Annotated in this window: 20 protein-coding genes; 11 read left to right on the top strand and 9 right to left on the bottom strand. The window is 71.1% G+C overall.

From position 1 onward, the window contains the following. Positions 1–57: 57 nt before the first annotated feature. Both ABZV38_RS16605 and ABZV38_RS16600 read right to left on the bottom strand, forming a co-directional pair. Entirely contained in the window at positions 58–2,469 is a 2,412-nt protein-coding gene (locus ABZV38_RS16605) for a serine/threonine-protein kinase (RefSeq protein ID WP_356327612.1), read from the bottom strand. Between the two features lie 174 nt (positions 2,470–2,643). Next, positions 2,644–3,579 carry a VOC family protein gene (locus ABZV38_RS16600; protein ID WP_356327610.1) on the bottom strand — a complete coding sequence of 312 codons (936 nt, stop codon included), beginning with the start codon at positions 3,577–3,579 and terminating at the stop codon, positions 2,644–2,646. Positions 3,580–3,875: 296 nt separating this feature from the next. Here ABZV38_RS16600 and ABZV38_RS16595 point away from each other — a divergent pair, with 296 nt between their 5' ends. Further along, positions 3,876–4,523, top strand: coding sequence for a TetR family transcriptional regulator (locus ABZV38_RS16595; RefSeq protein WP_356327608.1), 648 nt, complete (start codon positions 3,876–3,878; stop codon positions 4,521–4,523). Positions 4,524–4,642: 119 nt separating this feature from the next. Here the strand turns inward: ABZV38_RS16595 and ABZV38_RS16590 are convergent, their stop codons facing one another. Together ABZV38_RS16590 and ABZV38_RS16585 are read right to left on the bottom strand one after the other, a co-directional pair. Then, the gene (locus tag ABZV38_RS16590) at positions 4,643–5,134 is read right to left on the bottom strand and encodes a nitroreductase family deazaflavin-dependent oxidoreductase (protein ID WP_356327606.1); all 492 of its coding nucleotides are present in this window, start codon (positions 5,132–5,134) and stop codon (positions 4,643–4,645) included. Then, on the bottom strand, positions 5,134–6,372 hold the full coding sequence (locus ABZV38_RS16585) for an acyl-CoA dehydrogenase family protein (protein ID WP_356327605.1): 1,239 nt from the start codon (positions 6,370–6,372) through the stop codon (positions 5,134–5,136). Before ABZV38_RS16585 ends, ABZV38_RS16590 begins: the two co-directional genes overlap by 1 nt. Positions 6,373–6,510: 138 nt before the next feature. Between ABZV38_RS16585 and ABZV38_RS16580 the strand changes: the two genes are divergently transcribed. The 6 genes from ABZV38_RS16580 to ABZV38_RS16555 all read left to right on the top strand — a co-directional run bounded on the left by ABZV38_RS16580 (position 6,511) and on the right by ABZV38_RS16555 (position 11,310). Beyond that, positions 6,511–7,692: an acetyl-CoA acetyltransferase gene (locus tag ABZV38_RS16580; RefSeq protein WP_356327603.1), complete on the top strand. Its 1,182-nt coding sequence runs from the start codon at positions 6,511–6,513 to the stop codon at positions 7,690–7,692. Positions 7,693–7,829: 137 nt separating this feature from the next. Then, positions 7,830–8,189, top strand: a complete 360-nt coding sequence (locus tag ABZV38_RS16575; protein ID WP_356327601.1) for a DUF805 domain-containing protein — start codon at positions 7,830–7,832, stop codon at positions 8,187–8,189. A 215-nt stretch (positions 8,190–8,404) separates the two neighbouring features. After that, on the top strand, positions 8,405–9,091 hold the full coding sequence (locus ABZV38_RS16570) for a pyridoxal 5'-phosphate synthase (protein ID WP_356327599.1): 687 nt from the start codon (positions 8,405–8,407) through the stop codon (positions 9,089–9,091). A 67-nt stretch (positions 9,092–9,158) separates the two neighbouring features. Next, the gene (gene htpX, locus ABZV38_RS16565) at positions 9,159–10,070 is read left to right on the top strand and encodes a zinc metalloprotease HtpX (RefSeq protein ID WP_356327597.1); all 912 of its coding nucleotides are present in this window, start codon (positions 9,159–9,161) and stop codon (positions 10,068–10,070) included. An 18-nt stretch (positions 10,071–10,088) separates the two neighbouring features. Then, entirely contained in the window at positions 10,089–10,673 is a 585-nt protein-coding gene (locus tag ABZV38_RS16560) for a hypothetical protein (protein ID WP_356327596.1), read from the top strand. A 34-nt stretch (positions 10,674–10,707) separates the two neighbouring features. Continuing rightward, positions 10,708–11,310 carry a DUF1707 domain-containing protein gene (locus ABZV38_RS16555; protein ID WP_356327594.1) on the top strand — a complete coding sequence of 201 codons (603 nt, stop codon included), beginning with the start codon at positions 10,708–10,710 and terminating at the stop codon, positions 11,308–11,310. Positions 11,311–11,363: 53 nt separating this feature from the next. Here ABZV38_RS16555 and ABZV38_RS16550 read toward each other — a convergent pair whose 3' ends face one another. After that, positions 11,364–11,774: a Zn-ribbon domain-containing OB-fold protein gene (locus ABZV38_RS16550; RefSeq protein WP_356327592.1), complete on the bottom strand. Its 411-nt coding sequence runs from the start codon at positions 11,772–11,774 to the stop codon at positions 11,364–11,366. Next, positions 11,771–12,223 (bottom strand): DoxX family protein, encoded by a 453-nt coding sequence (locus tag ABZV38_RS16545; RefSeq protein WP_356327590.1) that lies wholly within the window; start codon positions 12,221–12,223, stop codon positions 11,771–11,773. Before ABZV38_RS16545 ends, ABZV38_RS16550 begins: the two co-directional genes overlap by 4 nt. 639 nt (positions 12,224–12,862) lie before the next feature. Between ABZV38_RS16545 and ABZV38_RS16540 the strand changes: the two genes are divergently transcribed. Next, on the top strand, positions 12,863–14,080 hold the full coding sequence (locus tag ABZV38_RS16540) for an NAD(P)/FAD-dependent oxidoreductase (RefSeq protein WP_356327589.1): 1,218 nt from the start codon (positions 12,863–12,865) through the stop codon (positions 14,078–14,080). A gap of 23 nt (positions 14,081–14,103) precedes the next feature. Here the strand turns inward: ABZV38_RS16540 and ABZV38_RS16535 are convergent, their stop codons facing one another. Both ABZV38_RS16535 and ABZV38_RS16530 read right to left on the bottom strand, forming a co-directional pair. Next, positions 14,104–14,229, bottom strand: a complete 126-nt coding sequence (locus ABZV38_RS16535) for a hypothetical protein (RefSeq protein ID WP_356327587.1) — start codon at positions 14,227–14,229, stop codon at positions 14,104–14,106. Positions 14,230–14,316: 87 nt separating this feature from the next. Continuing rightward, entirely contained in the window at positions 14,317–16,284 is a 1,968-nt protein-coding gene (locus ABZV38_RS16530; protein WP_356327585.1) for an Ig-like domain repeat protein, read from the bottom strand. Between the two features lie 392 nt (positions 16,285–16,676). Here ABZV38_RS16530 and ABZV38_RS16525 point away from each other — a divergent pair, with 392 nt between their 5' ends. The 3 genes from ABZV38_RS16525 (at position 16,677) to ABZV38_RS16515 (ending at position 20,444) form a co-directional block, all read left to right on the top strand. Further along, positions 16,677–18,905, top strand: a complete 2,229-nt coding sequence (locus tag ABZV38_RS16525; protein ID WP_356327584.1) for an acetate--CoA ligase family protein — start codon at positions 16,677–16,679, stop codon at positions 18,903–18,905. A gap of 31 nt (positions 18,906–18,936) precedes the next feature. Continuing rightward, a complete protein-coding gene (locus ABZV38_RS16520; protein ID WP_356327582.1) occupies positions 18,937–19,767 on the top strand; it encodes an enoyl-CoA hydratase-related protein in 831 nt (276 codons plus the stop codon). Positions 19,768–19,838: 71 nt separating this feature from the next. Continuing rightward, positions 19,839–20,444 carry a flavin reductase family protein gene (locus ABZV38_RS16515; protein WP_356327647.1) on the top strand — a complete coding sequence of 202 codons (606 nt, stop codon included), beginning with the start codon at positions 19,839–19,841 and terminating at the stop codon, positions 20,442–20,444. A gap of 334 nt (positions 20,445–20,778) precedes the next feature. Here ABZV38_RS16515 and ABZV38_RS16510 read toward each other — a convergent pair whose 3' ends face one another. After that, entirely contained in the window at positions 20,779–22,140 is a 1,362-nt protein-coding gene (locus tag ABZV38_RS16510; protein WP_356327581.1) for an MFS transporter, read from the bottom strand. Positions 22,141–22,170: the final 30 nt, after the last annotated feature.

The raw sequence follows: 22,170 nt of genomic DNA, 5'->3' as shown, positions 1-22,170 counted from the left end.
CAGGGCTCCGTCCTCGAACGCCGGACGGTCCTGAAAGCAGGCCCGTCCGGCGGGTCCCTACGCCCGTGCCCTGTTCCCCGTGCCCGTTCCCTTCAGCGCGTCCAGCGCGTACACGCAGCGGTCCTTGCTGCACGCGTACACCACGCCGCCCTGCGCCACCGGTGAGCCCGTGATCTCGCCGCCCGTCGCCAGCTTCCATCTCAGCTGGCCGCCCGCCGCGTCCAGCGTGTACAGCACGTGGTCGGCGGAGCCGAAGTGGACCCGGCCGTCCGCCACCACTGGGGCGCCGACGACCTCGCCGCCCGCGGCGAAGCGCCACTTCGGGGTGCCCGTCACCGCATCCAGCGTGTAGAGCGCGTTGCCGCTGCCGACATGGACGTTGCCCGCTGCCACCAGCACCGGCTCGATCGACTGGCGGGCCTCCGTCGCGATGCGCCAGCGGTCCTTGCCGGTCGACGCGTCGAGCGCGTACACCGTGCCGAGATAGTCGGCCAGGTACACCCCGCCGCCCGTGACCGCGGGGCCCGGTGCGAAGGCCGGCGGGGAGAGGAACACCGCGGGCGACTCGAAGTGCCAGCGCACCCGGCCCGCCGCGATGTCGGCGGCGAGGACCCGGGTGCCTGCGGCGATGTACACATGGCCGTCCGGCGCCGGGGTCACCCGGACAGGCACCCCGCCGCAGGAGGCCGCGTCGCCGACCGGGTACGACCAGCGCTCGATGCCCGTACGGGCGTCGACGGCGCGCAGCCGGGCGTCCTGCCACAGGTACACGGTGCCTTCGTGGATCGTGGGCCCGGCCTCTGCCGTCTCGAAGTCGGTCTGCGCGCCGCTCGTTTCCCACAGCTTCTCGCCGGTGGACGCCTCCCACGCCTGGACGCCGCCGCCACGCGTGCCGGTGACAACCGTGCCCCGGTCGGCCTTGAGGGAGTACACCCAGGCGTCCGTCTGCAGCCGCCAGCGCTCGGCGCCGGTCATCGCGTCCAGGGCGTACAGCGAAGGGCCGTCGGAGCCGTGGATGCGACCGCCGTCGAGCGCCATCGACCAGGCCACGTCACGGGTCTTGAACTGGCGCCGGCCGTTGCCCACATCCAGGGCGTGCACCTCGAAGGACGTCACGTACAGCAGGTCCCCGGCGACAACCGGCGTGCCCCACACGTCGTTCGACATCCGGAACCGCCAGGGCCGCCAGCGGTCCGGCCCGACGGGGGCCGCCTCAGGGGCGTGCGTCGGAGCGGGTACGGGCGGGGCAGCGGCCGGGGCCGTGCCGTTCAGCCCGGCGGGCGGGCGCACCCAGCCGGTCGCGGGACCGGCCTCGACGCCGGCCATGGCGCGTACGTCACCGGCGCGCGGCCCGGGCCCGATCGGCACCTTCGCACCGTTCAGCCGCACCGGACCGCCCCCGTCCGGCGCCTGAACGGGCGAAGGGGAGAGGGAGGGGGCCGGGGACGGCGATCTCAGGTCCGCGCCGCTGCGCCACGCAGGCCCCCGGTCCGCACCCGGCGGGCGCTGGGGCGGCGGGGGCGCCGAAGCAGGCGCCGGAGCAGGGGCGGAAGCCACAGGCGCCGCCGTACGTCCTCCCCCGCGCCGCAGTTCGATCATGGCCGTGGCCGATGTCGGCAGCCAGGCCGACGCCGTGCCGCTGTCGTCGCTGCCGGAGGCGAAGAGGTGCGGGGCCAACTGGGCCTGCAGATCGGCGGGGCTGGGCCGCAGCGCCGCATCCATCTGCATACAGGACTCGATCAGCGGCCGCAGGTCGTCGGGCAGGCCCTCCACATCGGGGCCCTCCCGCAGCAGCATGAAGACGGTCTCGACCGGGTTGGCACCATGGAACGGCGCATGTCCGGTGGCGGCGAAGACCAGGGTCGAGCCGAGCGAGAACACATCGCTGGCGCCCGTCACACTGCGCGAGTCCCGCGCCTGCTCGGGGGACATGTACGCGGGGGTGCCGACCGCCACGTTGGTCATCGTCAGCCGGGTGTTGGAGACGCCGGACGCAATCCCGAAGTCGATCACCCGCGGGCCGTCCTCGACCACCAGCACATTCGACGGCTTGAGGTCGCGGTGGACCAGGCCCGCGCCGTGGATGGACTGCAGCGCCTCGGCGATACCGGCGGCCAGCCAGCGCACCGCCTGGGTCGGCATCGGACCGCACTCATTCACTATCTCTTCGAGCGAGGGAGCGGGCACATACGCAGTGGCCAGCCACGGCACGGCGGCGCGCGGGTCGGCGTCCACCACCGCGGCCGTGTAGAAGCCGCTGACCGCGCGGGCTGCCTCCACCTCACGCGTGAAGCGGACCCGGAACAGCTGATCCTCGGCCAGTTCCGTTCGTACGGTCTTGATCGCCACCCGTCGGCCCGACGCCGAGCGGGCGAGATAGACCAGCCCCATGCCGCCGGCCCCGAGCCGTCCCAGCACCTCGAACGGGCCGATCCGTCTCGGGTCGTGCTGCGTCAGCTGCTCCACCACTTGCCTGCCACCTCCCCGTACGGACCTCAGGAACAGAAGCCCGCGAAAAACCGCCCTGTGCAGCGTCTCACCACTGGGCACCACCCGGCGGTGCGCACCCCGATTGTTCCTGGCTGAGGCGATGGTTGCGAACCCGGGGGCGGATCGGGGTGTCACATGTCACTCTGCCTTGTATCAGGACACCGGGGGCTGAAGTACGGCGAACACGGCGCCCTGATTGTCGTGCAGGACCGCCATCCGCCCGTACGGGATGTCGGAGGGCGGCTCGGAGACCCGGCCGCCGAGCCGGATCACGGTCTCTGCCGTGGCGTCGCAGTCCTCGACGGCGAAGTAGCTGAGGAAGTAACTGGGCATCTCGGCCGGGAACGCGTCGGTGATGACGCTGCGCCCGCCGATCGCGGTGTCGGGGCCGGGTTCGGTGCCTGCCGGCGACCACATCCGGAAGTCGGCCCCGGGCACGTCTGCGCCCGGCGCGCTGCTGCCGGGCCCGGGAATGCCGGATCCGCCGGGGCCGTCCTGCGCGGTCTCCGGCTCGGCGGGGCCGGACTCATCGGCGTCCGGCTCGGCCGGCCCGGACTCGCCGGTTCCGGCCTCACCCGTGCCCGGCGCACCGAGATCCGTTCCGCGGAACCCGAAGACCTCCTCGTAGAAGGCGTCCACGCGGTCCTTCTGCCGCGTGTACACCTCGGTCCAGCAGAAGGATCCCGGCTCGTTCTGCTTCTGGAACCCGCTGCGGTCCCCCGCCTGCCAGAGCCCGAAGACCGCACCTCCGGGGTCGGCGGCCTGCGCGAGTACCCCGGCGCTGCCCGCCCTGACGGGTTCGGTGATCACCTGACCGCCCGCCTGCCGGATCCGGGCGACGGTCGCGGTGATGTCGTCCGTGGCGAAGTAGACGCCCCAGGCGGTCGGCATCCGGCCGTCCTGCTTGGCGGCGAGTGCGGCAACGAGCTTGTCGCCGCTGAGGGCATCGGCACAGAGGCCACCCCTGTCCACCTCCTCGCCGGCCCGGAAGGTCCATCCGAAGAGCTCACCGTAGAAGCGCTTGCCCGCTTCGAGGTCGGGGAGCTGCACATCCACCCAGCACGGCGCGGAATGCGCGAATGCGGCCATGGGCCCGGATCCTTCCACAGTAGTGACGCTCATGACACCCAAAGTAGCCGCGGGCCGCCCGCAGCGCGCCGCGACGCATCATCGAACACGCTCTCGGTATCGGAGTTCCTTGCCCACCGCGTCACGGAAAGTTATCCACGGAAGTTGTCCACAGGCTGTTGATAACACTATTCAGGCTGTGGATCGCATCCGCCGAAATCCGGCCACTTCCCCCACACCACCCCACCGCACCTGCGGACCTCCCCATTTGCAGTCGGCCGAATCGCGCTCCGATCACCCCTCGGTAAGCTGACGGCATGACAGGACAAGTGCGCACCGTCGACGGCCGCGTGGCCGGTCGACGCGGACAGGCGACGCGGCAGAAGCTGCTCGACTGCCTCAGCGAGATGCTCAGCTCCTCGCCGTACCGGGACGTCAAAGTCATCGACGTCGCCCGGAAGGCCGGGACTTCACCCGCAACCTTCTACCAGTACTTCCCCGACGTCGAGGGCGCCGTGCTCGAGATCGCGGATGAAATGGCCAAGGAGGGCGCCGGGTTGACGGAACTGGTCGCAGGCCGCTCCTGGGTCGGCAAGTCGGGCTGGCAGACCGCCGAAGAACTCGTCGAGGGATTCCTCGACTTCTGGCGGCGCCACGACGCGATCCTGCGCGTGGTCGACCTCGGCGCGGCCGAGGGCGACAAGCGGTTCTACAAGATCCGCATGAAGATCCTGAACTCGGTCACCAACTCCCTTACCGATTCGGTGAAGGATCTCCAGACCAAGGGCAAGGTCGACAAGGACATCAGCCCCGCGGCGATGGCGGGCTCGCTGGTCGCGATGCTTGCCGCGGTCGCCTCGCACCAGAAGGGCTTCCAGACCTGGGGCGTCAAGCAGGCCGAACTCAAGCCGAACCTGGCGCTGTTGGTGCACCTGGGCATCACCGGCAAGAAGCCGACGAAGTAGCGCCGGCTCCCGGCTCCCCTCCCGCTCCGGGCAGCGCACGGCCATCCCTGGCTGCCCATGTCCTGTCTCACCGACGGCGGACCACGTGATGTGGTCCGCCGTCGGCGTATCACCGCGCATTACGACGTAGCGCGCCGCTCCAGCCGGAAGAGCCGGATCTCCCGCTCCACCCGGGCCTGGTACGTGGCGTACGGCGGCCAGAACTTCAGCGCCGCCTGCCACACCTCCTCCCGTTCCACCCCTTCCAGCAGCCGGGCGCGTACCGCGATGTCGTGTCCCTTCCAGTTGATGACGGCGTCGTCCGGATGGGCCAGCAGGTTCGCGGTCCAGGCGGGATGACCCGTACGGCCGAAGTTGCTGCCGATGAGGATCCACGTACCGTCGCCGTGCTCCGGGGCGGGCATGCAGGCCAGTGGAGTGGTCCGCGGCAGTCCGCTCTTCGCGCCCCCCACCGTGAGGATCACCCCCGGCAGCATCTGCGCGCTGAGCAGTACCTTGCCGTGGGTGAGCCGGTGGACCGTGCGGTCCATGGCAGGTATGATATGCGGGGCGATCCTCGCGAAGGTGCGGGTCGAGGACACCTTCTGGATCAGCCGGACTCCGGGGGCCATCAGACCGCCACCTCCCTGCGCGGGCCGTGCCCGGGCCCGTTCCCATGCGCCTGCCCCTGGATGTTCTGCGTGAAGAGCCCGGCCTGCTCGGCCGCGTGGTCGCGCAGCCGGTGGACCGGCCCGAAGAGCAGTTCGTCGGCGGCGGCCCGCTTGAAGTAGAGATGCGCCTCGTGTTCCCAGGTGAAGCCGATCCCGCCGTGCAGCTGGACGGCCTCGGCGGTGGTGATGCGCAGGGCCTCCAGCGCCTGGGCGAGGGCGAGCCCGCCGGCCGCCGGGTCCCAGGCCGCGTAGTACGCCGCAGACCGTGCCGCCTGCACCCGCACGTACAGATCGGCGAGCCGGTGCTTCACCGCCTGGAAGGAGCCGATGGCGCGGCCGAACTGCTCGCGCGCCTTGACGTATTCGACGGTCCGGTCGAGTGCGCTCGCCGCGGCTCCCACCGCCTCCGCCGCCAGCACGGCGGCGGCCGTGCGCCCGACGGCGGCCAGGGCGCCCGCCGGGCCGGCCACATCGACCGTGTCGTCCGCTCCGAGCAGTTCGGCGGCGGTGTCGCGCAGTTCGATACGGGCCAGCGGCCGGGTCTCGTCCAGCGAGGTCTGCCGGGTGCGGACGAACCCGGTCGCCGTGTCCGCGCGGACAAAAAAGAGGAGCGTACGGCTGCGCGGGAAGCCACCCGCGTGGGCCGCGACCAGCAGCAGTCCGGCGCTGTGCCCGTCGAGGACCCGCGCGGCCTCCCCGTACAGCCGCCACCCCTCCGGGCCGGGCCGGGCCTGTACGCCACCGGCCCGCCCGCCGCCCGCCCAGGCGCCGCCGCTGGTGTCGCCGGTGAGGCCGAGGGCGGTGGAGAGCGAGCCGCCGGGGACGGCGAGGGCCGCGGTCAGTTCGCCCGCGGCGATGCGCGGCAGCAGGGCGGTGCGCTGGGCCTCGGTGCCGAGGGCGGCGATCAGTGGTGCGGCGAGCGCGGCGGTGGCGAGCAGCGGGGACGGCAGCAGGACGCGGCCGGTCTCCTCGCAGGCAACGGCGAGTTCGGCGGGCCCGCAGCCGACCCCTCCGTACTCCTGCGCGAGCGCGAGCCCCGGCAGCCCCAGGTCCTGGGCGAGTTGCCGCCACAGGACCTCGTCATAGCCGTGCGCGGTCCGCACGGCACTCCTGACCTCGCCGGGTCCGCAGCGTTTGACCAGCAGTTCGCGCAGGGTGCGGCGGATCTCGTCCTGCTCCGCGGTGAAGGCGGCGTCCATCGTCGGGCTCCTTCCCCTCAGGGGCCGTAGGCCTCTGATCTGACGGGCCGTCATGCTAAGCGCGATGTTGCGAGAAACCCAGAGCCGCGCATGCGCTCACCCGCCCCCTCCCGCCATACCTGATGTACCGTCAGATTTATGCCTTCCTCACCTTCCTCTCCCCCGCGCAAGGTCGCTGTCGTCGGCATATCCCTCGCGGACTGCGGACGCGTCGACGGTCCCACTCCCTATGCCCTGCACGCCCAGGCCGCCCGCCGGGCGCTCGCCGATTCCGGCCTGGACCGCTCGGTCGTCGACGGTTTCGCCTCCGCCGGGCTCGGCATGCTCGCCCCGGTCGAGGTCGCGGAGTATCTGGGCCTCAAGCCCACCTGGGTGGATTCCACCGCGGTCGGCGGCGCGACCTGGGAGGTGATGGCCGCCCATGCCGCCGACGCCATCGCGGCCGGTCACGCCGACGCCGTACTGCTGGTGTACGGGTCCACGGCGCGCGCAGACATCCGGGCCGGGCGCCGCACGTCGAATCTGTCGTTCGGCTCGCGCGGCCCGCTCCAGTTCGAAGTGCCCTACGGGCACTCGCTGATCGCCAAGTACGCGATGGCCGCCCGCCGCCATATGCACGAGTACGGGACGACGCTGGAGCAGCTCGCCGAGGTCGCCGTCCAGGCACGCGCGAACGCGGCGGCCAACCCGGACGCGATGTTCCGGGACCCGATCACGGTGGACGACGTCCTGTCGGGCCCGATGATCGCGGACCCGTTCACCAAGCTGCACTGCTGCATCCGCAGCGACGGCGGCTGCGCGGTACTGCTGGCGGCCGAGGAGTACGTACCGGACACGGCGAAGGACCCGGTGTGGATCCTCGGCACGGGCGAGTACGTCTCGCACTCCACGATGTCCGAGTGGGACGACTTCACGGTCTCCCCCGCCGCGGTCTCGGGCCGGCTGGCCTTCGAGCGTGCCGGGGTGCGGCCCGCAGACATCGATCTGGCCGAGATCTATGACGCCTTCACCTATATGACGCTGGTGACGCTGGAGGATCTGGGGTTCTGCGCGAAGGGCGAGGGCGGCGCGTTCATCGAGAAGGGCCGAACCGGTCGGTCCGGCGAACTTCCGGTGAACACCGACGGGGGTGGGCTTTCGGCCTGCCACCCTGGGATGCGCGGGCTGTTCCTCCTGGTGGAATCCGTCCGCCAACTCCGTGGCGAGGCGGGGAAACGGCAGGTCAGAAGGGCGGACGGCAGTCTTCCCGAGCTGGCCGTGGCCTCGGGGACGGGTGGCTGGTTCTGTTCCTCCGGCACGGTCGTGCTGGGGCGGGGCTGAGAAGCCCAAACCCGGGCAGGCACTGCCTGAAAGCGCTCTCTCTATAACTTTTTGACCCGGGCACCTCAAGCCTCTAGGTTCTGGCGTCCAGGCTCGGTCCAGCGAGGACGAGCTTCCATCGTCCTTGGGGGGACAACATGCACTGGTATCTCGATGTTCTGAAGCAGTACGCGGTGTTCAACGGCCGTGCGCGCCGCCAGGAGTACTGGATGTACGCGCTGTTCAACGCCATCGCCGCCATTATCGCGGTGGTGCTGGACCTGGTGCTCGGCACGTTTCCGATCATCACCGTGATCTACTACCTCGCCATCCTTCTGCCCAGCCTCGGTGTCCTCGTGCGCCGCCTGCACGACACCGGTCGCTCCGGCTGGTGGGTACTGTTCGCGGCCATCCCCCTGGCGGGCGCGATCACGCTGCTCGTCTTCCTGGTCTCCGAGGGCGAGCGCAGCGCGAACGCGTACGGCCCCGACCCGAAGTCCGAGTACTCCCCGGCCTAGTGGGTCCACCGTGCGCTCACCGCTCTGAGCGCACACCACACAGGGCGTCGCCCGGCAACCCACTGCCGGCCGACGCCCTGTGGACGTTCGGCCACGGCCGCGCGCTCAGGGATCCCGGTCCCCCACGCGGTCCTCGGCGCCGGAGAACTCGTCCGCCTCACGTCGCCGCGGACCGACCCGGCGGCCCCGCGCCCCGGCGGGCATGATGGGGCCGCATGACCGATGTGACGCCTGATCCGCACTCCGCCCAGCAGACCTTCCGGGAGCTGCTTCACGCCCAGCGCGTGTGGGATCTCGACCTGCCCGCGTTCGATCCGGCCACCGCGCCCGGTACGCCGCTCCCCCTCTTCCGCACCTGGTTCGCCGAGGCGGTGGCAGCCGGGCAGGCGGAACCGCACACCATGACGCTGGCCACCGTCGACGCCGAGGGACGTCCGGACCTGCGGACGCTGATGCTGCACGACGCGGACGACCGCGGCTGGCACTTCGCCACGCACGCCACCAGCGCGAAGGGCCGCCAGCTCGCCGCGCACCCGTACGCGGCGCTCGGCTTCTACTGGCCCGCGCAGGGACGGCAGGTGCGGGTACGGGGTCCGGTCACCGCCTGCACCCCCGCCGAGAGCCGGGCCGATCTGCATGTCCGCTCGACCGGTGCGCTGGCATCGGCGCTGGTGGGACGGCAGAGCGAGGTACTCGGCTCGTACGAGGAGCTGAACCGCGCCTCGGACGCCGCCTGGGAGCGGGCACAGGCCGAACCGGAGGCGGAGGTGGCGAGCTGGACGCGGTACGTGGTCGAGCCGCGCGAGGTCGAGTTCTTCCAGGGTGACGCGAGGCGGCGCCACGTCCGGCTGCGCTACCGCCGGGACGGTGGCAACTGGACCCGGGAACTGCTCTGGCCGTGACCCGGCACAACCGGTTTCAACCAGAAAGGAGCACTATGGGAGACAGGTGAGTTGCTGGAGGCATTCCATGACACGAGCCCGTTCCCGTTACGCCCCCGACCACGGTCTGACCACGCGCATGGTCACCACCATGTTCCTGATCGGACTGCTGTACGTGGTCCTGGTGGGCGTGCTCCTCGCGGCGCTGCGGGGCGCCTGGCCGATCATCCTGATCTTCACCGGTGGCCTGTTCATCGCCCAGTTCTGGTTCAGCGACCGCATCGCCGCCTTCAGCATGGGCGCCCGCGAGGTCACCCCCGAGCAAGCACCCGAGCTGCACGGCACCATCGACCGGATCTGCGCCCTGGCGGACATGCCGAAACCCCGGGTGGCCATCGCCCGGTCCGACGTACCGAACGCCTTCGCCACCGGCCGCGGCGAGAAGACCGCCCTCGTCTGCGCCACCACCGGGCTCCTGCGCAGACTGGAACCCGAGGAGCTGGAAGGCGTCCTCGCACACGAGATGTCGCACGTCGCCCACCGGGACGTCGCCGTCATGACGATCGCCTCGTTCCTCGGCGTCCTGGCCGGCATCGTCACCCGCGTCGCCCTCTGGGGCGGCTTCTCCCGCAACAGCCGCAGCAGCGACCCAGTCGGCATCGCGATCATGCTGATCCCGCTGATCAGCGCCGTCGTGTACTGCCTGAGCTTCCTGCTCACCCGGCTGCTCTCGCGCTACCGCGAACTCTCCGCCGACCGCGCCGCCGCCCTCCTCACCGGCCGCCCCTCCGCGCTCGCCTCGGCGCTCACCAAGGTCAGCGGCCAGATGGCCAGGATCCCGACGGAGGACCTGCGGAAGGCGGAGCCGTACAACGCCTTCTACTTCGTCCCGGCGTTCTCCTCGAAGGAGAGCCTCAGCCGGCTGCTCTCCTCCCACCCGACCCTCGAACAGCGCCTCGACCAGCTGGCCCGCATCTCCGCCGAACTCGCCCGCCCGTAAGGAACCAGGGAGTCCGCAGTGGGTCTTCTCGACACCATCCTCGGCCGCAGCAAACCGGTCCGCCCCGACCTCGACCAGCTCTTCGCCGTACCGTCCGCTGCCCTCACCCTCCAAGCAGGCGCGGACTTCACCCCCACCGGACTCGGCTCGGTCTGCTTCGCGGGGGTGGAGGGCGGCACCTTCGCCCGTATCCGGCAGGACGTACAGGAACTGCTCGACGCGGACACGGACCGGGGCGGCCTCCCGGTGGAGTTCAGCCAGGACTCGTACGGCTACACCTGGCTGCTCTCCCGCCGCTCCCCCGACGACGTGGCCGCCCTGGTCAACGACCTGCACGCGGTCAACACCCTGCTCCAGGACGGCGGCTTCGGCCCGCAGCTGCTCTGCTCGCTGATCGGCTTCCGGGACGCCGAGGAGCGGTCTCTGGCGCTGGTCTACCTCTACAAGCGCGGCACGTTCTATCCGTTCGCCCCGGTGCGGGGCAGTGCCGAAAAGCGGGACAACCAGCTGGAGTTGCAGATCAGGGCGACACTCGGGGACGACCTGCGAGTCGAGAAGGATCTTGCCCGGTGGTTCCCGGTCTGGGGGGCGCCCGGACTGTGAGCCGGGCGCCGAGCCGTTCCGTATCATCAGGTTCATGACTGCTGAGCGCCCGAACTCCGTCAGTCGGCTGCGCGCTTCCGACGCCGACCGTGAAACGGTCGTGGACCAGCTGAGGGAGGCCGCGGCCGAGGGCCGCATCGACCTCGACGAGCTGGATACCCGGCTGGGCCAGGCGCTGGTCGCCAAGACCTACGCCGAGCTGGCGCCCCTCACCGCCGATCTGGGGCCCGCACCGCAGGACGCGGGGAAGCCGCTGGCCCTCAAGGGCGGCATCCACGGCGCGGTGCGCGCCGGGCGTTGGAAGGTGCCCGGGCGCATCGATGTGGACGGCGGCATGGGCGGCGCCAGGCTCGACTTCACGCAGACCGACTGCCGGCTGCGCGAGATCGAGCTGGAGGTCAACGGGCAGATGGGCGGGGTCAGGATCATCATCCCCGCGGGCTGGGCCGCGGAGACCGACGAGGTCGATCCCGGCCTGGGCGGCTTCAAGGACCGGACCACGGCCGAAAGGCTCCCGGGCACCCCGCTGATCCGCGTCACCGGCACGGCCGGCATGGGCGGTGCGGTCATCCGCCACCCCAACGTCTGGGAGCGGTGGAAGCTGCGGCGCGCACTGCGGCGCAGCAAGTCGCTCTGAGTCGTGCCAGGCGAGCGGCGTCGTGCCAGGTGAGCGGCAGAGCCAGGGCCGTCTCACGGCCGGAAGACCGGGACTGCCTCGCCGCCCTCCTCCTGTCGGAAGGTGACCTGGAGTTCCATGCCGATGGCGAGGCCGGACTCCTCGCAGTCGACGATCTCCGTCATCATGCGCGGCCCCTCGGCGAGGTCGACGACGGCCGCCGTGTACGGGACGCGGGCGCCGAACGGCGGCAGGTCGTTCCGATGGACGACGGACCAGGTGTACAGCGTGGCGCGGCCGCTCGCCCGCTCCCAGGTGACGTCCTCGCTCCAGCAGCGCGGGCAGAACGCGCGCGGGTAGTGGTGGGCCTTGCCGCAGGCGTGGCAGCGGCGCAGCAGCAGGTGCCCCTCGGCGGCCGCATCCCAGTAGGGCCGGGTGAAGTCGTCCGGTTCGGGCAGGTCGAAGCGAGGGGTGGCCGTGGTCATCCGAAGAGTCCGATCGCGTGGTCGAGCGACCAGACCTGCCAGGACATGGCGAAGAGGGCGACGAGGGAGATCAGCGCCATCATCGCGTTCTGCCCTTGCTCGGCCCAGTCGTGGATCATCAGCACCAGGTAGAGGAGGTTGAGGAGCAGTCCGCCGAGGAGCGCGACGGGTGTCAGGAAGCCGGCGATCAGGCCGAGCCCCAGGGCGAGTTCGGCGTAGACGACGAGGTAGGCCATGGCCTTGGGGCGGGGTGCGACGATCCGCTGGAAGCCGGTCCGTACCGCCGCCCATCGGTGCTTGCCCGCGACGCCCGCCGCCCAGGCGATGCCCGTGCCGCGCTCGAACCAGCCCTTCTTGTCCTTGTGACGCCAGCTCTCCAGCCACCACAGGCCGAGCCCTATTCGAAGGACGGCGAGCCACTCGGCTCCGCCGAGCCAGATCGTCCGCATCGGGACACCTCCCTGTTGCGCCGCAGGGTTGAGGAAATCAAGATATCTGACGGTACGTCAGATCAACTGATCCCGATAGTCCCGCAACACCCCCGTGGTGCTGACGGTGTACGTCACTTCCCCTTGATGTGGACAAGGTTCGGCCAGTAGCGCGCAGAGCCCTCGATCCGGGTGAGCACGGGAGTGGCAGCCTTCCCTCACCGTTCGTAGCCCGTGACGAGCTCACCCAGCACGTCGGCGCCCGCGTCACATCGAGGGCCAGAAGCGCCCTATCTGACCGTCCCCCCGAGACGAAGAGAACTCCGGCGCTCCGCGCCTCCGCTCCAAGGATGCGTTTCCCTCCCCGGCTGAAGCCGGGGATACCCACGCAAGATCAAGGATGGCTGTTCTTGCGGGGCCCGTTGAGCGACCACGTCCGCCACCACATCACGCACCGTCGCAGCCATCGTCAGCCGCCTCCCCCGTCTGGACTGCACCAACTCGCCTATGCATCAATCTACTTGGGACACACAACGAATCAATGGACTCCTCGTGCACAGCTCGGGCCGCCGATCACTCCGAGCCACTCGTGACCAATTCGCAATCGAACCCGATCTTGACCGAGACCCATCAAGTAATCGGGCGATTACGCTCCGATGCATGCCCAACAGCACCTCCACCTCCGGCAGTAGCCCCATGCCCGCGCCCGCCCCCGCGCCCACCGACATCACGGAGCACCGGCCCGTCTACGTCATCGGCGGCGGCCCGGGCGGTCTCGCCGCCGCGGCAGCCCTGCACGAGCAAGGGGTACGGGCGGTCGTGCTGGAGAAGTCCGGAAACGTCGGCGCGTCCTGGCGCGGCCACTACGACCGGCTGCACCTGCACACCACCCGCCGCTGGTCCGCGCTGCCGGGGCTCGCGATCCCGCGCCGGTTCGGACGCTGGGTGTCCCGCGACCATGTGGTGCGCTACCTGGAGAAGTATGCCGAGCACCATCAGCTGGAGGTGGTGACGGGCGTCGAGGTGACCCGTATCGACCGGGCGGCGGACGGCAGCGGGTGGCAGCTGACCGCGAGCGGCGGCCGGGCGCTGACCGGGCGGGCCGTCGTCGTGGCCACCGGCTACAACCACACCCCGCGCATCCCGGACTGGGCGGGCCGCGACACCTTCACCGGTGAGCTGGTGCACGCCCGCGACTACCGCAGCCCCGGTCCGTACGCGGGCAAGGACGTCCTCGTCGTCGGGATCGGCAACACCGGCGCGGAGATCGCCGTGGACCTGGTGGAGGGCGGCGCTTCCCGGGTACGGATCGCGGTACGCACCGTTCCGCACATCGTGCGCCGCTCGACGGCGGGCTGGCCCGCTCAGGCGACCGGCATCCTGGTCCGCAGACTGCCGGTGCGGCTGGTCGACCGGGCCGGCCGGCTGATGGCCAAGGTCGCCGTGCCCGACCTCGCCGAACAGGGCCTGCCGCGCCCGGACACGGGCCTCTACTCACGGGTCAGGGAAGGCGCCATCCCGGTCCAGGACGTGGGGCTGATCGACGCGGTGCGGGACGGCCGGGTGGTGCCGGTGGCAACGGTCGACTCGTTCGACAAGGACGCGGTCGTGCTGGCGGACGGGACCCGGATCACGCCGGACGCGGTCATCGCGGCGACCGGCTACCAACGGGCCCTGGAACCGCTGATCGGGCACCTCGACGTACTGGACGCACGCGGACGACCGGTGGTGCACGGCAGCCGCACACCGAAGCAGGCACCCGGGCTCTACTTCACGGGGTTCACCAATCCGATCAGCGGTATGTTCCGCGAAATGGCCCTGGACGCCCGGAAGATCGCCAGGACACTGGCGAGGGACGCCGGCCGCCTCCGCCCCTGACCGGAACTTCTCCCGGCCGCCTGTCACATCCCCGCGACGCGCTCCGCCATTGCTGCGAAGGACGAGAACGAGCGGGTGTCGCCACAGACCCCGAAGATCCGGCGGAGCGGCACCATGGAAGCACGGATGAAGAACCCGGCCGCGGTCATCCCCGAGGCCGTGCCCGCCGACCTGGTAGTCCGTACAGGGAGAAGGGCCTCCACGGCCGTGGAGGCCCTTCTCGCCGCTGCCGGGTTCTACTTGGTGAAGATGAAGTACTTCCAGGCGCCGTGGGTGGTGGAGTTCACGGTGTCGCCGGAGGAGCCGTTGACGTACGAGGAGCGCAGGCGCATCCGGTAGCCGGTCGGGTGCGTGCCGCCGAGGGTCACGGTGGACTTGCCGCTGGTGTCGAGCGCGAAGTAGCCCGAGCCCGCGTCGTTCCACTTGCCCTGGTAGTAGATCTCCAGGCTCACCTGCTGGGCGCGGCCCTTGTAGTACGTCATGGTCGTGGTGAAGACCGGGTCGGTCTTCTTGTGGAAGTACGCGTACGACGTGGAGCCGATCTTCGCCGTCCTGTAGTGCTTGGCCACCGAGGTGGAGACCTTGACCTTGGCGTACGCGACGGACTTCGCGGTCTTCGGCGCATAGCGGGCGTCGCCCGCGAAGACGGCGGTGACGGTGGTGTCACGGGCCATGTCCACGGTGGCGGACAGATTGCCCTTGGAGTTGACCGTGCCCCTCTTCACCAGCTTCTTCGGCTTGTCCGCGCCGAAGGGGTCGGCCCAGATCTCGACCGTACGGTTCTTGTACGTCGTGCCGAGGTGTGCGGTGAACGAGACGTCGGTGCCGTAGGAGTACAGCGCGCCGTTGTGGTCCAGCGTCAGCGAGGGCGTGGCCCGGGAGACGGCGACCGTGGCCTTGGCCGACACCGGCACATGCGTGGCGTCGCCTGCGTACTGCGCGGTGTAGGTGACATCGCCGCCCGCGGGCGGGGTGTCCGTGAACGAGAACGCGCCGTTCGCGGCGACCGTTCTCGTACCGAGCGACGTGCCCTTCGGGCTGTCGAGGTCGGTACGGACGACCGTGACCTTCGCGTCCGCCGGGAACGGCTGGTCGGAGGTCAGCCTGCCGGTGGCGCTGAGCTGCTTGCCGCGGGTCGCCCGGGCGGGAGCGGAGACGGTCGCCGTCACCGGGTAGCGGGCGGCGTCGTCGAGGACGCGGAGATAGGTTCTGCCCTGCCCCCGGGCGATGGCGAACAGCCGGCTGCCGTCCGGCGCCCAGCTCAGCCCCTGGGCGGCGATGATGTCGCCGCCGGACGTGGACGCGCCGTACGTGTAGGTGCGGAACGGCTGAGTCGCACCGGGCTTGAAGACGAAGACGTCCTTGTCGTACGGGCTGTTGGCGGCCAGGGCGACCGTGCCGTCCGGTGCGATCGCGGCGGAGTCGGGGCCGTACGCGTCGATCGGGTAGCCGCCGGTGCGGGTCAGGTCACCGGCGTTGATCGCGCTCGCCTCGTAGGAGGAGGTGCCCGAGGTGGTGACGATCTGCGTGCCGTCGGCACTGAGCGCGAAGTCCGCCATGTCGCTGCGGGCATCGTCCTGCGTCCCCTCCTTGCGCAGGACGGGGGCACCGGTGGACACGTCGTACACGGCGAGACCCGACCAGGTGCCGTGGAATCCGAGCACCAGGGTGTTCCCGGCGGACTCCAGCTCGGGGGCGTCGGTCCACGCACTGCCGGGGAGCCGGCCGAGCGTGATCTCGGGGGTGTCCTGCGCGGGGTCGAACGAGCCCAGGCTGCGCGAGGGCTCCTGCCCGTACGCGAACCAGACCCGTCCGCCCGCCACCGCCAGGGTCTGCGGGGCGGTGTGCTCGCCGGTGCTGTACCGGGCGGCCGCGGTCGAGCCGGCCGTCTCGATGGCCACGACGGCGTCGGCGCCCGGGAGGGCCGCGTAGACGAATCCGGAGTCGGGCGAGATCGCCAGATCCCGCACGCCGGAGAGATTCGGGACGTTCGCCACGACCCGGCCCGTGTAGTCGGTGACGACGACCTTGTTGCCGGTCGGGTCGCTGATGTACACCCGCTTGTGGACGCCGTCCACGGCGATGTCGCCGTACGAGGAGATCGGCAGGGCGCCGGCGGAGTCGGCCGCCGCCGGTCCTGCGGTACCGACGGCCATGACCGTCGAACTGAAGAGGACCGCGAGTGCGGTCGCCACGGTGCGCATGCGCACGTTGATACATACCCCCAGGGAGAAACCCGGTTTGGTCGGCCGGGTGACGAGTCGGGCCGCGCGACACCCGCACATCGTCATGTGAAGAAGGTGAAGACAACGTGAAGGGCGCGGCCGCACGCGCAGCGTATGTCATGACTGCGGCAAATGGGGAGAGGTTTCCGTGGGGCGGCTGTGCGATCCGGACTCCGACGCGTCAGGAATTCCCCGGGCCGCGGGGCGCGGGGCGCGCGAAGGGGCAGGGAATCCCGGCCCGGGTCCATCGAGCCTTTGCCTTCCCACCCATTCCTGACGGAGCGTCAGTTCAGTAACCTGACATGGCGTCAGCTAATTGGATACGGGCGCCCCGAAGCCCGGACGGACCTCTAGCAGGAGTGGGCGGAACGATGCTTGGATCGACTCACGGCACCCTCACCACACACTTCCGCGCCCGGGTGGTGGCCTGCGGCGAGGAGCCGCACGCCGCCGTCCACAGCATGACGGCCGCCGCCGCGGAAGGCGATCTCGACGTCGGCGGTCGCCCGCTGCACGCACCCGTGCCCGACCTGGACCGGTTCTTCCGGCCCGAGTCCGTCGCCGTCATCGGGGCGTCCGACGCCGAGGGCCGGCCCCGTACCGGCATCACCCGGCAGCTCATCGCCTGGGCCGAGCGGGTCGGGGCGCGCCTGCACCCGGTCCACCCCACACGGGAGTCCGTCTTCGGCCGTCCCTGCGCTCCTTCCGTCGCGGACCTGCCGGAGCAGGTCGATCTGGCGGTGCTGCTGGTCGCCGACCCGCTCCCGGTGATCGAGGAACTCGGGCAGGCCAAGGTGAAGTTCGCGGTCGCCTTCGCCTCCGGGTTCGCCGAGACCGGCGAGGAGGGCGCCGCCGCCCAGGCACGGCTGGCGGCCGCGGTGGAGCGGTCGGGGCTGCGGCTGCTCGGGCCGAACACCAACCTCAACGCGTTCGAGGCGTTCCGGGACGACCTCGACGGGCCGGCGATCGCCCTGATCACCCAGTCCGGCCACCAGGGCCGCCCCGTCTACACCCTCCAGGAGCTGGGCGTACGGCTCTCGCACTGGGCGCCCACGGGCAACGAGGCCGACCTGGAGACCGCCGATTTCATCTCGTACTTCTCGCAGCGCCCCGAGGTCGGGGCCATCGCCTGCTACGTGGAAGGGCTCAAGGACGGGCGTTCCTTTCTGCTCGCCGCAGACCGGGCGGCACGGGCCGGGGTTCCGGTCGTGGCGGTCAAGGTGGGGCGTACGGAGACAGGGGCCAGGACGGCCGCGTCCCACACCGGCAAGCTGACGGGCGCCGACCAGGTGGTGGACGCGGCGATGCGGCAGTTCGGCGTGATCCGGGTGGACGGGCTCGACGAGCTGCAGGACACCGCGGCCCTGCTGGCCCGCGCGCGCAAGCCGCAGGCCGACGGGGTCGTCGTGTATTCGATCTCGGGCGGCACAGGCGCGCACTTCTCGGACCTGGCGACCGGAGCGGGGCTGCAGCTCCCCACCCTGTCCGAGGAGAAGCAGCGCGAGCTGCACGAGTGGATTCCCGGCTATCTGAACGTGTCGAACCCGGTCGACAACGGCGGGCATCCGGTCGGAGACTGGCGCGGCCGGAAGATCATCGATGCGATCCTCGCCGACCCGGGCGTCGGGGTGCTGATCTGCCCGATCACCGGCCCGTTCCCCCCGATGAGCGACAGGCTCGCCCAGGACCTGGTGGACGCGGCGGAGACCACGGACAAGCTGGTGTGCGTGGTGTGGGGGTCGCCGGTCGGTACGGAGGACGCGTACCGCACGACGCTGCTCGGCTCGTCGCGCGTCGCCACCTTCCGCACGTTCGGCAACTGCATCACCGCCGTGAAGGCCTATCTGGACCATCACCGGTTCGCCGCCTCGTACCGCTCGCCCTTCGACGAGGCGCCGCGCACGCCGTCGCCCTCGTTCCGCAAGGCGCAGGCCCTGATGCGCCCGGGCCACCAGCTGAGCGAGCACGCGGCGAAGCTGCTTCTGCGGGCGTACGGCATCCGCGTCCCGCGCGAGCAGCTGGTCAGCAGCGCGGCGGCGGCCGTCCGGGCGGCGGGCCTGGTCGGCTACCCGGTCGTCATGAAGGCGTCCGGCGCACGGCTGGCCCACAAGACGGAGCTCGGCCTGGTCAAGGTCGGGCTCACTTCCGCCAGCCAAGTCCGCGACGCGTACCGCGAACTGACCGACATCGCCCGCTACGAGGGCATCGAGCTGGACGGCGTCCTGGTCTGCCAGATGGTCGAGCGGGGCGTCGAAATGATGGTCGGCGTCACGCACGACGCCCTGTTCGGGCCGACGGTGACGGTCGGGCTCGGTGGCGTCCTCGTAGAGGTGCTGCACGACGCGGCGGTGCGGGTGCCGCCGTTCGGCGAGGACCAGGCGCGGGCGATGCTCGGCGAACTGCGCGGCCGGGCCCTGCTGGAGGGCGTACGCGGCGGACCGCCGGTGGATGTCGACGCCCTCGTCGAGGTGGTGCTGCGCGTCCAGCGGATGGCACTGGAACTGGGCGACGACCTCGCCGAGCTGGACATCAACCCGCTGATGGTGCTGGGGCGCGGGCAGGGCGCGGTGGCACTGGACGCGCTCGCCGTCTGCCGCTGACCGCCCACGCCACCTGGCAAGGAGCTGCCTCATGCCGTCCTCCCCCGAAGACACCACAGGGTCCGCCGACCCGCTCGACTCATGGGTACTCCACGCCACTGACCACGGCGTCTCATGGATCACTCTCAACCGCCCCGAAGCGATGAACGCCGTCACCTGGGACCAGCGGGAACGCCTCATCGCCCTCCTCGCCGAAGCCTCCGCCGACCCGACGGTCCGGGCCGTCGTCCTGACCGCCACCGGCCGCGGCTTCTGTGCGGGCGCCGACCTGCGCGGCGCCCCGTCCACGGGCGACCGCGTCCCCGGCGACGTGGCCCGCACCATCCGGCTCGGCGCGCAACGCCTCATCGCGGCGGTCCTGGACTGCGAGAAGCCGGTGATCGCCGCCGTCAACGGCACGGCGGCCGGCATCGGCGCGCATCTGGCGTTCGCCTGCGACCTGGTGCTGGCCGCCGACACGGCGAAGTTCATCGAGGTGTTCGTGCGCCGCGGCCTCGTCCCGGACGGCGGCGGCGCGTACCTGCTGCCCCGCCTGATCGGGCCGCAGCGCGCAAAGGAGCTCATGTTCTTCGGCGACGCGCTCCCCGCGACGGAGGCGGAACGCCTGGGCCTGGTCAACCGGGTCGTCCCGGCCGAGGAGTTGACGGCAACGGCCCGCGCATGGTCCCAACGCCTTGCGGACGGCCCGACCCGCGCCCTCGCCCTCACCAAACAGCTCGTCAACGCATCTCTGGACGCCGACCGCGCAACGGCGTTCGCCGCCGAGGCGATGGCCCAGGAGATCAACATGACGACGCGGGACGCGGGCGAGGGCGTGGCGAGCTTCGTGGAGCGCCGCACGCCGAAGTACCGGGGGCTGTGACGTTCCGCACCCGGCACTTCATATCTGACGTACCGTCAATTTAAATGGGAGATGTGATGGGACACGCAGGCATGGCCGCCACCGCCGTCCGGTACCTCAGGTCCGTCGGCGCCGCCACAACCGCCGGCCCGGCGCCGGTCGATCCGCTGCCGCGCCCCGATCTGCGGGCCGTCGCCGACGACGAGCGGCTGCCCGTCGATCCGGTCGAATTCCGGCGCGTGCTCGGCCACTTCGCGACCGGCGTCACCGTCGTCACCGCCCACGACCCGGACGCCCCGGACAGCCCTGCGGGGTTCGCCTGCCAGTCGTTCGCATCGCTCTCCCTCGACCCGCCGCTGGTCACGTTCATGGTCGCCCGTACCTCGACGACCTGGCCGCGCATCGCCCGCGCCGGGGCATTCTGCGTCAACATCCTGGGCGCGGAGCAGGGCGCGTTGTGCCGGGGGTTCGCCGTGAGCGGGGCCGACAAGTTCGCCGGGGTGGCGTACGAGGCCGCTCCCGCGACCGGGTCGCCGCTGCTGGACTCCGTACCGGCCTGGGTCGACTGCCGTATCCAGGCCGTCCACACGGGCGGCGACCATCTGATCGTGGTCGGGCGGGTGGAGGCGCTGGGAGCGGCGGACGGGGTCGGTCCGTTGCTGTTCCACCGGGGGGCGTTCGGGCGCTTCAGCGGGTGAGCGTGTACCAGTGCGGTGCGTCGACGTCGCCGTACTCCCGGCTGAGCTTCGGACGGTCGGTGTGCCGCTGATCCGCCAGCCCTCCTCGGGGGCGTCGGCGCCGTAGGAACAGCCGTCGATGTCCAGCCGCACACGCTGGTCCCAGGTGGTGGACGAACCGGGCTCGTACCTCCACGTTCCGCGCCCGGAACAGTGGCCCTTCCCGCTGTCCTCCGCCGCCCCGTTCCGGCCCACAGCTCCGGCAGCGGCGTCGCGCCGGCCGCGCTCTCTTTCTCCGGAATCAGCATGCGTATCCCCTCCCGTCCGCATCTTCGCGCACGGGTCGGCGACCGCCTCAGCCGCTGCCGGTCAGCACCACCGGATCCGGGGTCTGCGTCTGCCGCCGGATCACCAGCGCCATCAGCGCCGCCGTCGCGCACAGCGCCCCCGACGCGTACCAGACCATGTCGTACGAGCCGGACACATCGCGCGCCACACCGCCCAGGAACGCCACCAGCGCCGCGCCCACCTGGTGGGAGGCGAGAACCCAGCCGAAGACGATCGCACTGTCGTCGCCGTACTGCTCGCGGCACAGGGCCAGCGTCGGCGGGACCGTGGCCACCCAGTCCAGGCCGTAGAACACGATGAAGAAGACCATCGGCGGGTGCACCGTCGGCGCCATCAGTATCGGCAGGAAGAGCAGCGAGATGCCGCGCAACGCGTAGTAGACGGCGAGGAGTCGGCGGGCGTCGAAACGGTCGGTGAGCCAGCCGGAGAAGACCGTGCCGATGATGTCGAAGACCCCGATGACGGCGAGCAGCGAGGCGGCTGCCGTGATGGGCATGCCGTGGTCGTGGGCCGACGGCACGAAGTGCGTACGGATCAGGCCGTTGGTCGAGGCGCCGCAGATCGCGAACGTGCCCGCGAGCAGCCAGAACGGCCCGGTGCGGGCGGCGTCGAACAGGACGCGCACGGTACGGGCCGCCGCTCCCCGGGCGGGCGCCGGCTTCTCGACGTACGCGCCACCGTACGGGGCCAGGCCCACATCGGCCGGATGGTCGCGCATCAGGAGCCAGACGAACGGTACGACGGCGAGCGCGGCCAGTGCGACGGTTACCGAGGCCGGGCGCCAGCCGTGCTCCTCGACGATCCAGGCGCACAGCGGCAGGAAGATCAGCTGGCCGGAGGCGCCGGCCGCGGTGAGGATGCCGGTGACCAGGCCGCGCCTGGCGACGAACCAGCGGTTGGTGACCGTTGCCGAGAAGGCCAGCGCCATCGAGCCGGTGCCGAGCCCGACGAGCAGCCCCCAGTAGATCATCAGCTGCCAGGAGGCCGTCATCCAGACACTGGCCAGGGCCCCCACCGCGACCGTGGACAGGGCCACGACGACGACCCGGCGGATGCCGAACCGGTCCATCAGCGCGGCGGCGAACGGCGCGGTCAGTCCGTACAGCGCCATGTCGATCGAGACAGCCAGCCCGATCTCCCCGCGCGACCAGCCGAACTCCGTGTGCAGCGGGTCGATGAGGAGGCCGGGCAGGGAGTTGAACGCGGCGCCGCCGATGATCGTCACGAACGTGACGACGGCAACGATCCAGGCACGGTGCACGCGCAGACGGGAGCGTCCGCGGGACGGCGTGGGGGCGGCCGGGCGGTCGTCGTCCTGCGCGGGACCTGCGGCGGTGCTACCGGTTGTCTGGGTCACGTCACCCAGCATCAGATCCCGGGGCCTGTTCTCACGAGTGGC

It is taken from the genome of Streptomyces sp. NPDC005181 (genome assembly GCF_040608395.1).
Taxonomy (GTDB): Bacteria; Actinomycetota; Actinomycetes; order Streptomycetales; family Streptomycetaceae; genus Streptomyces.
Note: the sequence above shows the minus strand (reverse complement) of the source record. Positions and strands in the feature narration are given on the sequence as shown.

Coding starts and splice junctions, on each gene's coding strand:
- ABZV38_RS16530 (WP_356327585.1), bottom strand. CDS start 16,284: ATGCGCACCGTGGCGACCGCACTCGCGGTCCTCTTCAGTTCGACGGTC.
- htpX (WP_356327597.1), top strand. CDS start 9,159: ATGACACGAGCCCGTTCCCGTTACGCCCCCGACCACGGTCTGACCACG.
- ABZV38_RS16575 (WP_356327601.1), top strand. CDS start 7,830: ATGCACTGGTATCTCGATGTTCTGAAGCAGTACGCGGTGTTCAACGGC.
- ABZV38_RS16510 (WP_356327581.1), bottom strand. CDS start 22,140: ATGCTGGGTGACGTGACCCAGACAACCGGTAGCACCGCCGCAGGTCCC.
- ABZV38_RS16515 (WP_356327647.1), top strand. CDS start 19,839: ATGGCCGCCACCGCCGTCCGGTACCTCAGGTCCGTCGGCGCCGCCACA.
- ABZV38_RS16570 (WP_356327599.1), top strand. CDS start 8,405: ATGACCGATGTGACGCCTGATCCGCACTCCGCCCAGCAGACCTTCCGG.
- ABZV38_RS16600 (WP_356327610.1), bottom strand. CDS start 3,579: ATGGCCGCATTCGCGCATTCCGCGCCGTGCTGGGTGGATGTGCAGCTC.
- ABZV38_RS16590 (WP_356327606.1), bottom strand. CDS start 5,134: ATGGCCCCCGGAGTCCGGCTGATCCAGAAGGTGTCCTCGACCCGCACC.
- ABZV38_RS16525 (WP_356327584.1), top strand. CDS start 16,677: ATGCTTGGATCGACTCACGGCACCCTCACCACACACTTCCGCGCCCGG.
- ABZV38_RS16595 (WP_356327608.1), top strand. CDS start 3,876: ATGACAGGACAAGTGCGCACCGTCGACGGCCGCGTGGCCGGTCGACGC.
- ABZV38_RS16535 (WP_356327587.1), bottom strand. CDS start 14,229: ATGACCGCGGCCGGGTTCTTCATCCGTGCTTCCATGGTGCCGCTCCGC.
- ABZV38_RS16550 (WP_356327592.1), bottom strand. CDS start 11,774: ATGACCACGGCCACCCCTCGCTTCGACCTGCCCGAACCGGACGACTTC.
- ABZV38_RS16545 (WP_356327590.1), bottom strand. CDS start 12,223: ATGCGGACGATCTGGCTCGGCGGAGCCGAGTGGCTCGCCGTCCTTCGA.
- ABZV38_RS16585 (WP_356327605.1), bottom strand. CDS start 6,372: ATGGACGCCGCCTTCACCGCGGAGCAGGACGAGATCCGCCGCACCCTG.
- ABZV38_RS16580 (WP_356327603.1), top strand. CDS start 6,511: ATGCCTTCCTCACCTTCCTCTCCCCCGCGCAAGGTCGCTGTCGTCGGC.
- ABZV38_RS16555 (WP_356327594.1), top strand. CDS start 10,708: ATGACTGCTGAGCGCCCGAACTCCGTCAGTCGGCTGCGCGCTTCCGAC.
- ABZV38_RS16540 (WP_356327589.1), top strand. CDS start 12,863: ATGCCCAACAGCACCTCCACCTCCGGCAGTAGCCCCATGCCCGCGCCC.
- ABZV38_RS16520 (WP_356327582.1), top strand. CDS start 18,937: ATGCCGTCCTCCCCCGAAGACACCACAGGGTCCGCCGACCCGCTCGAC.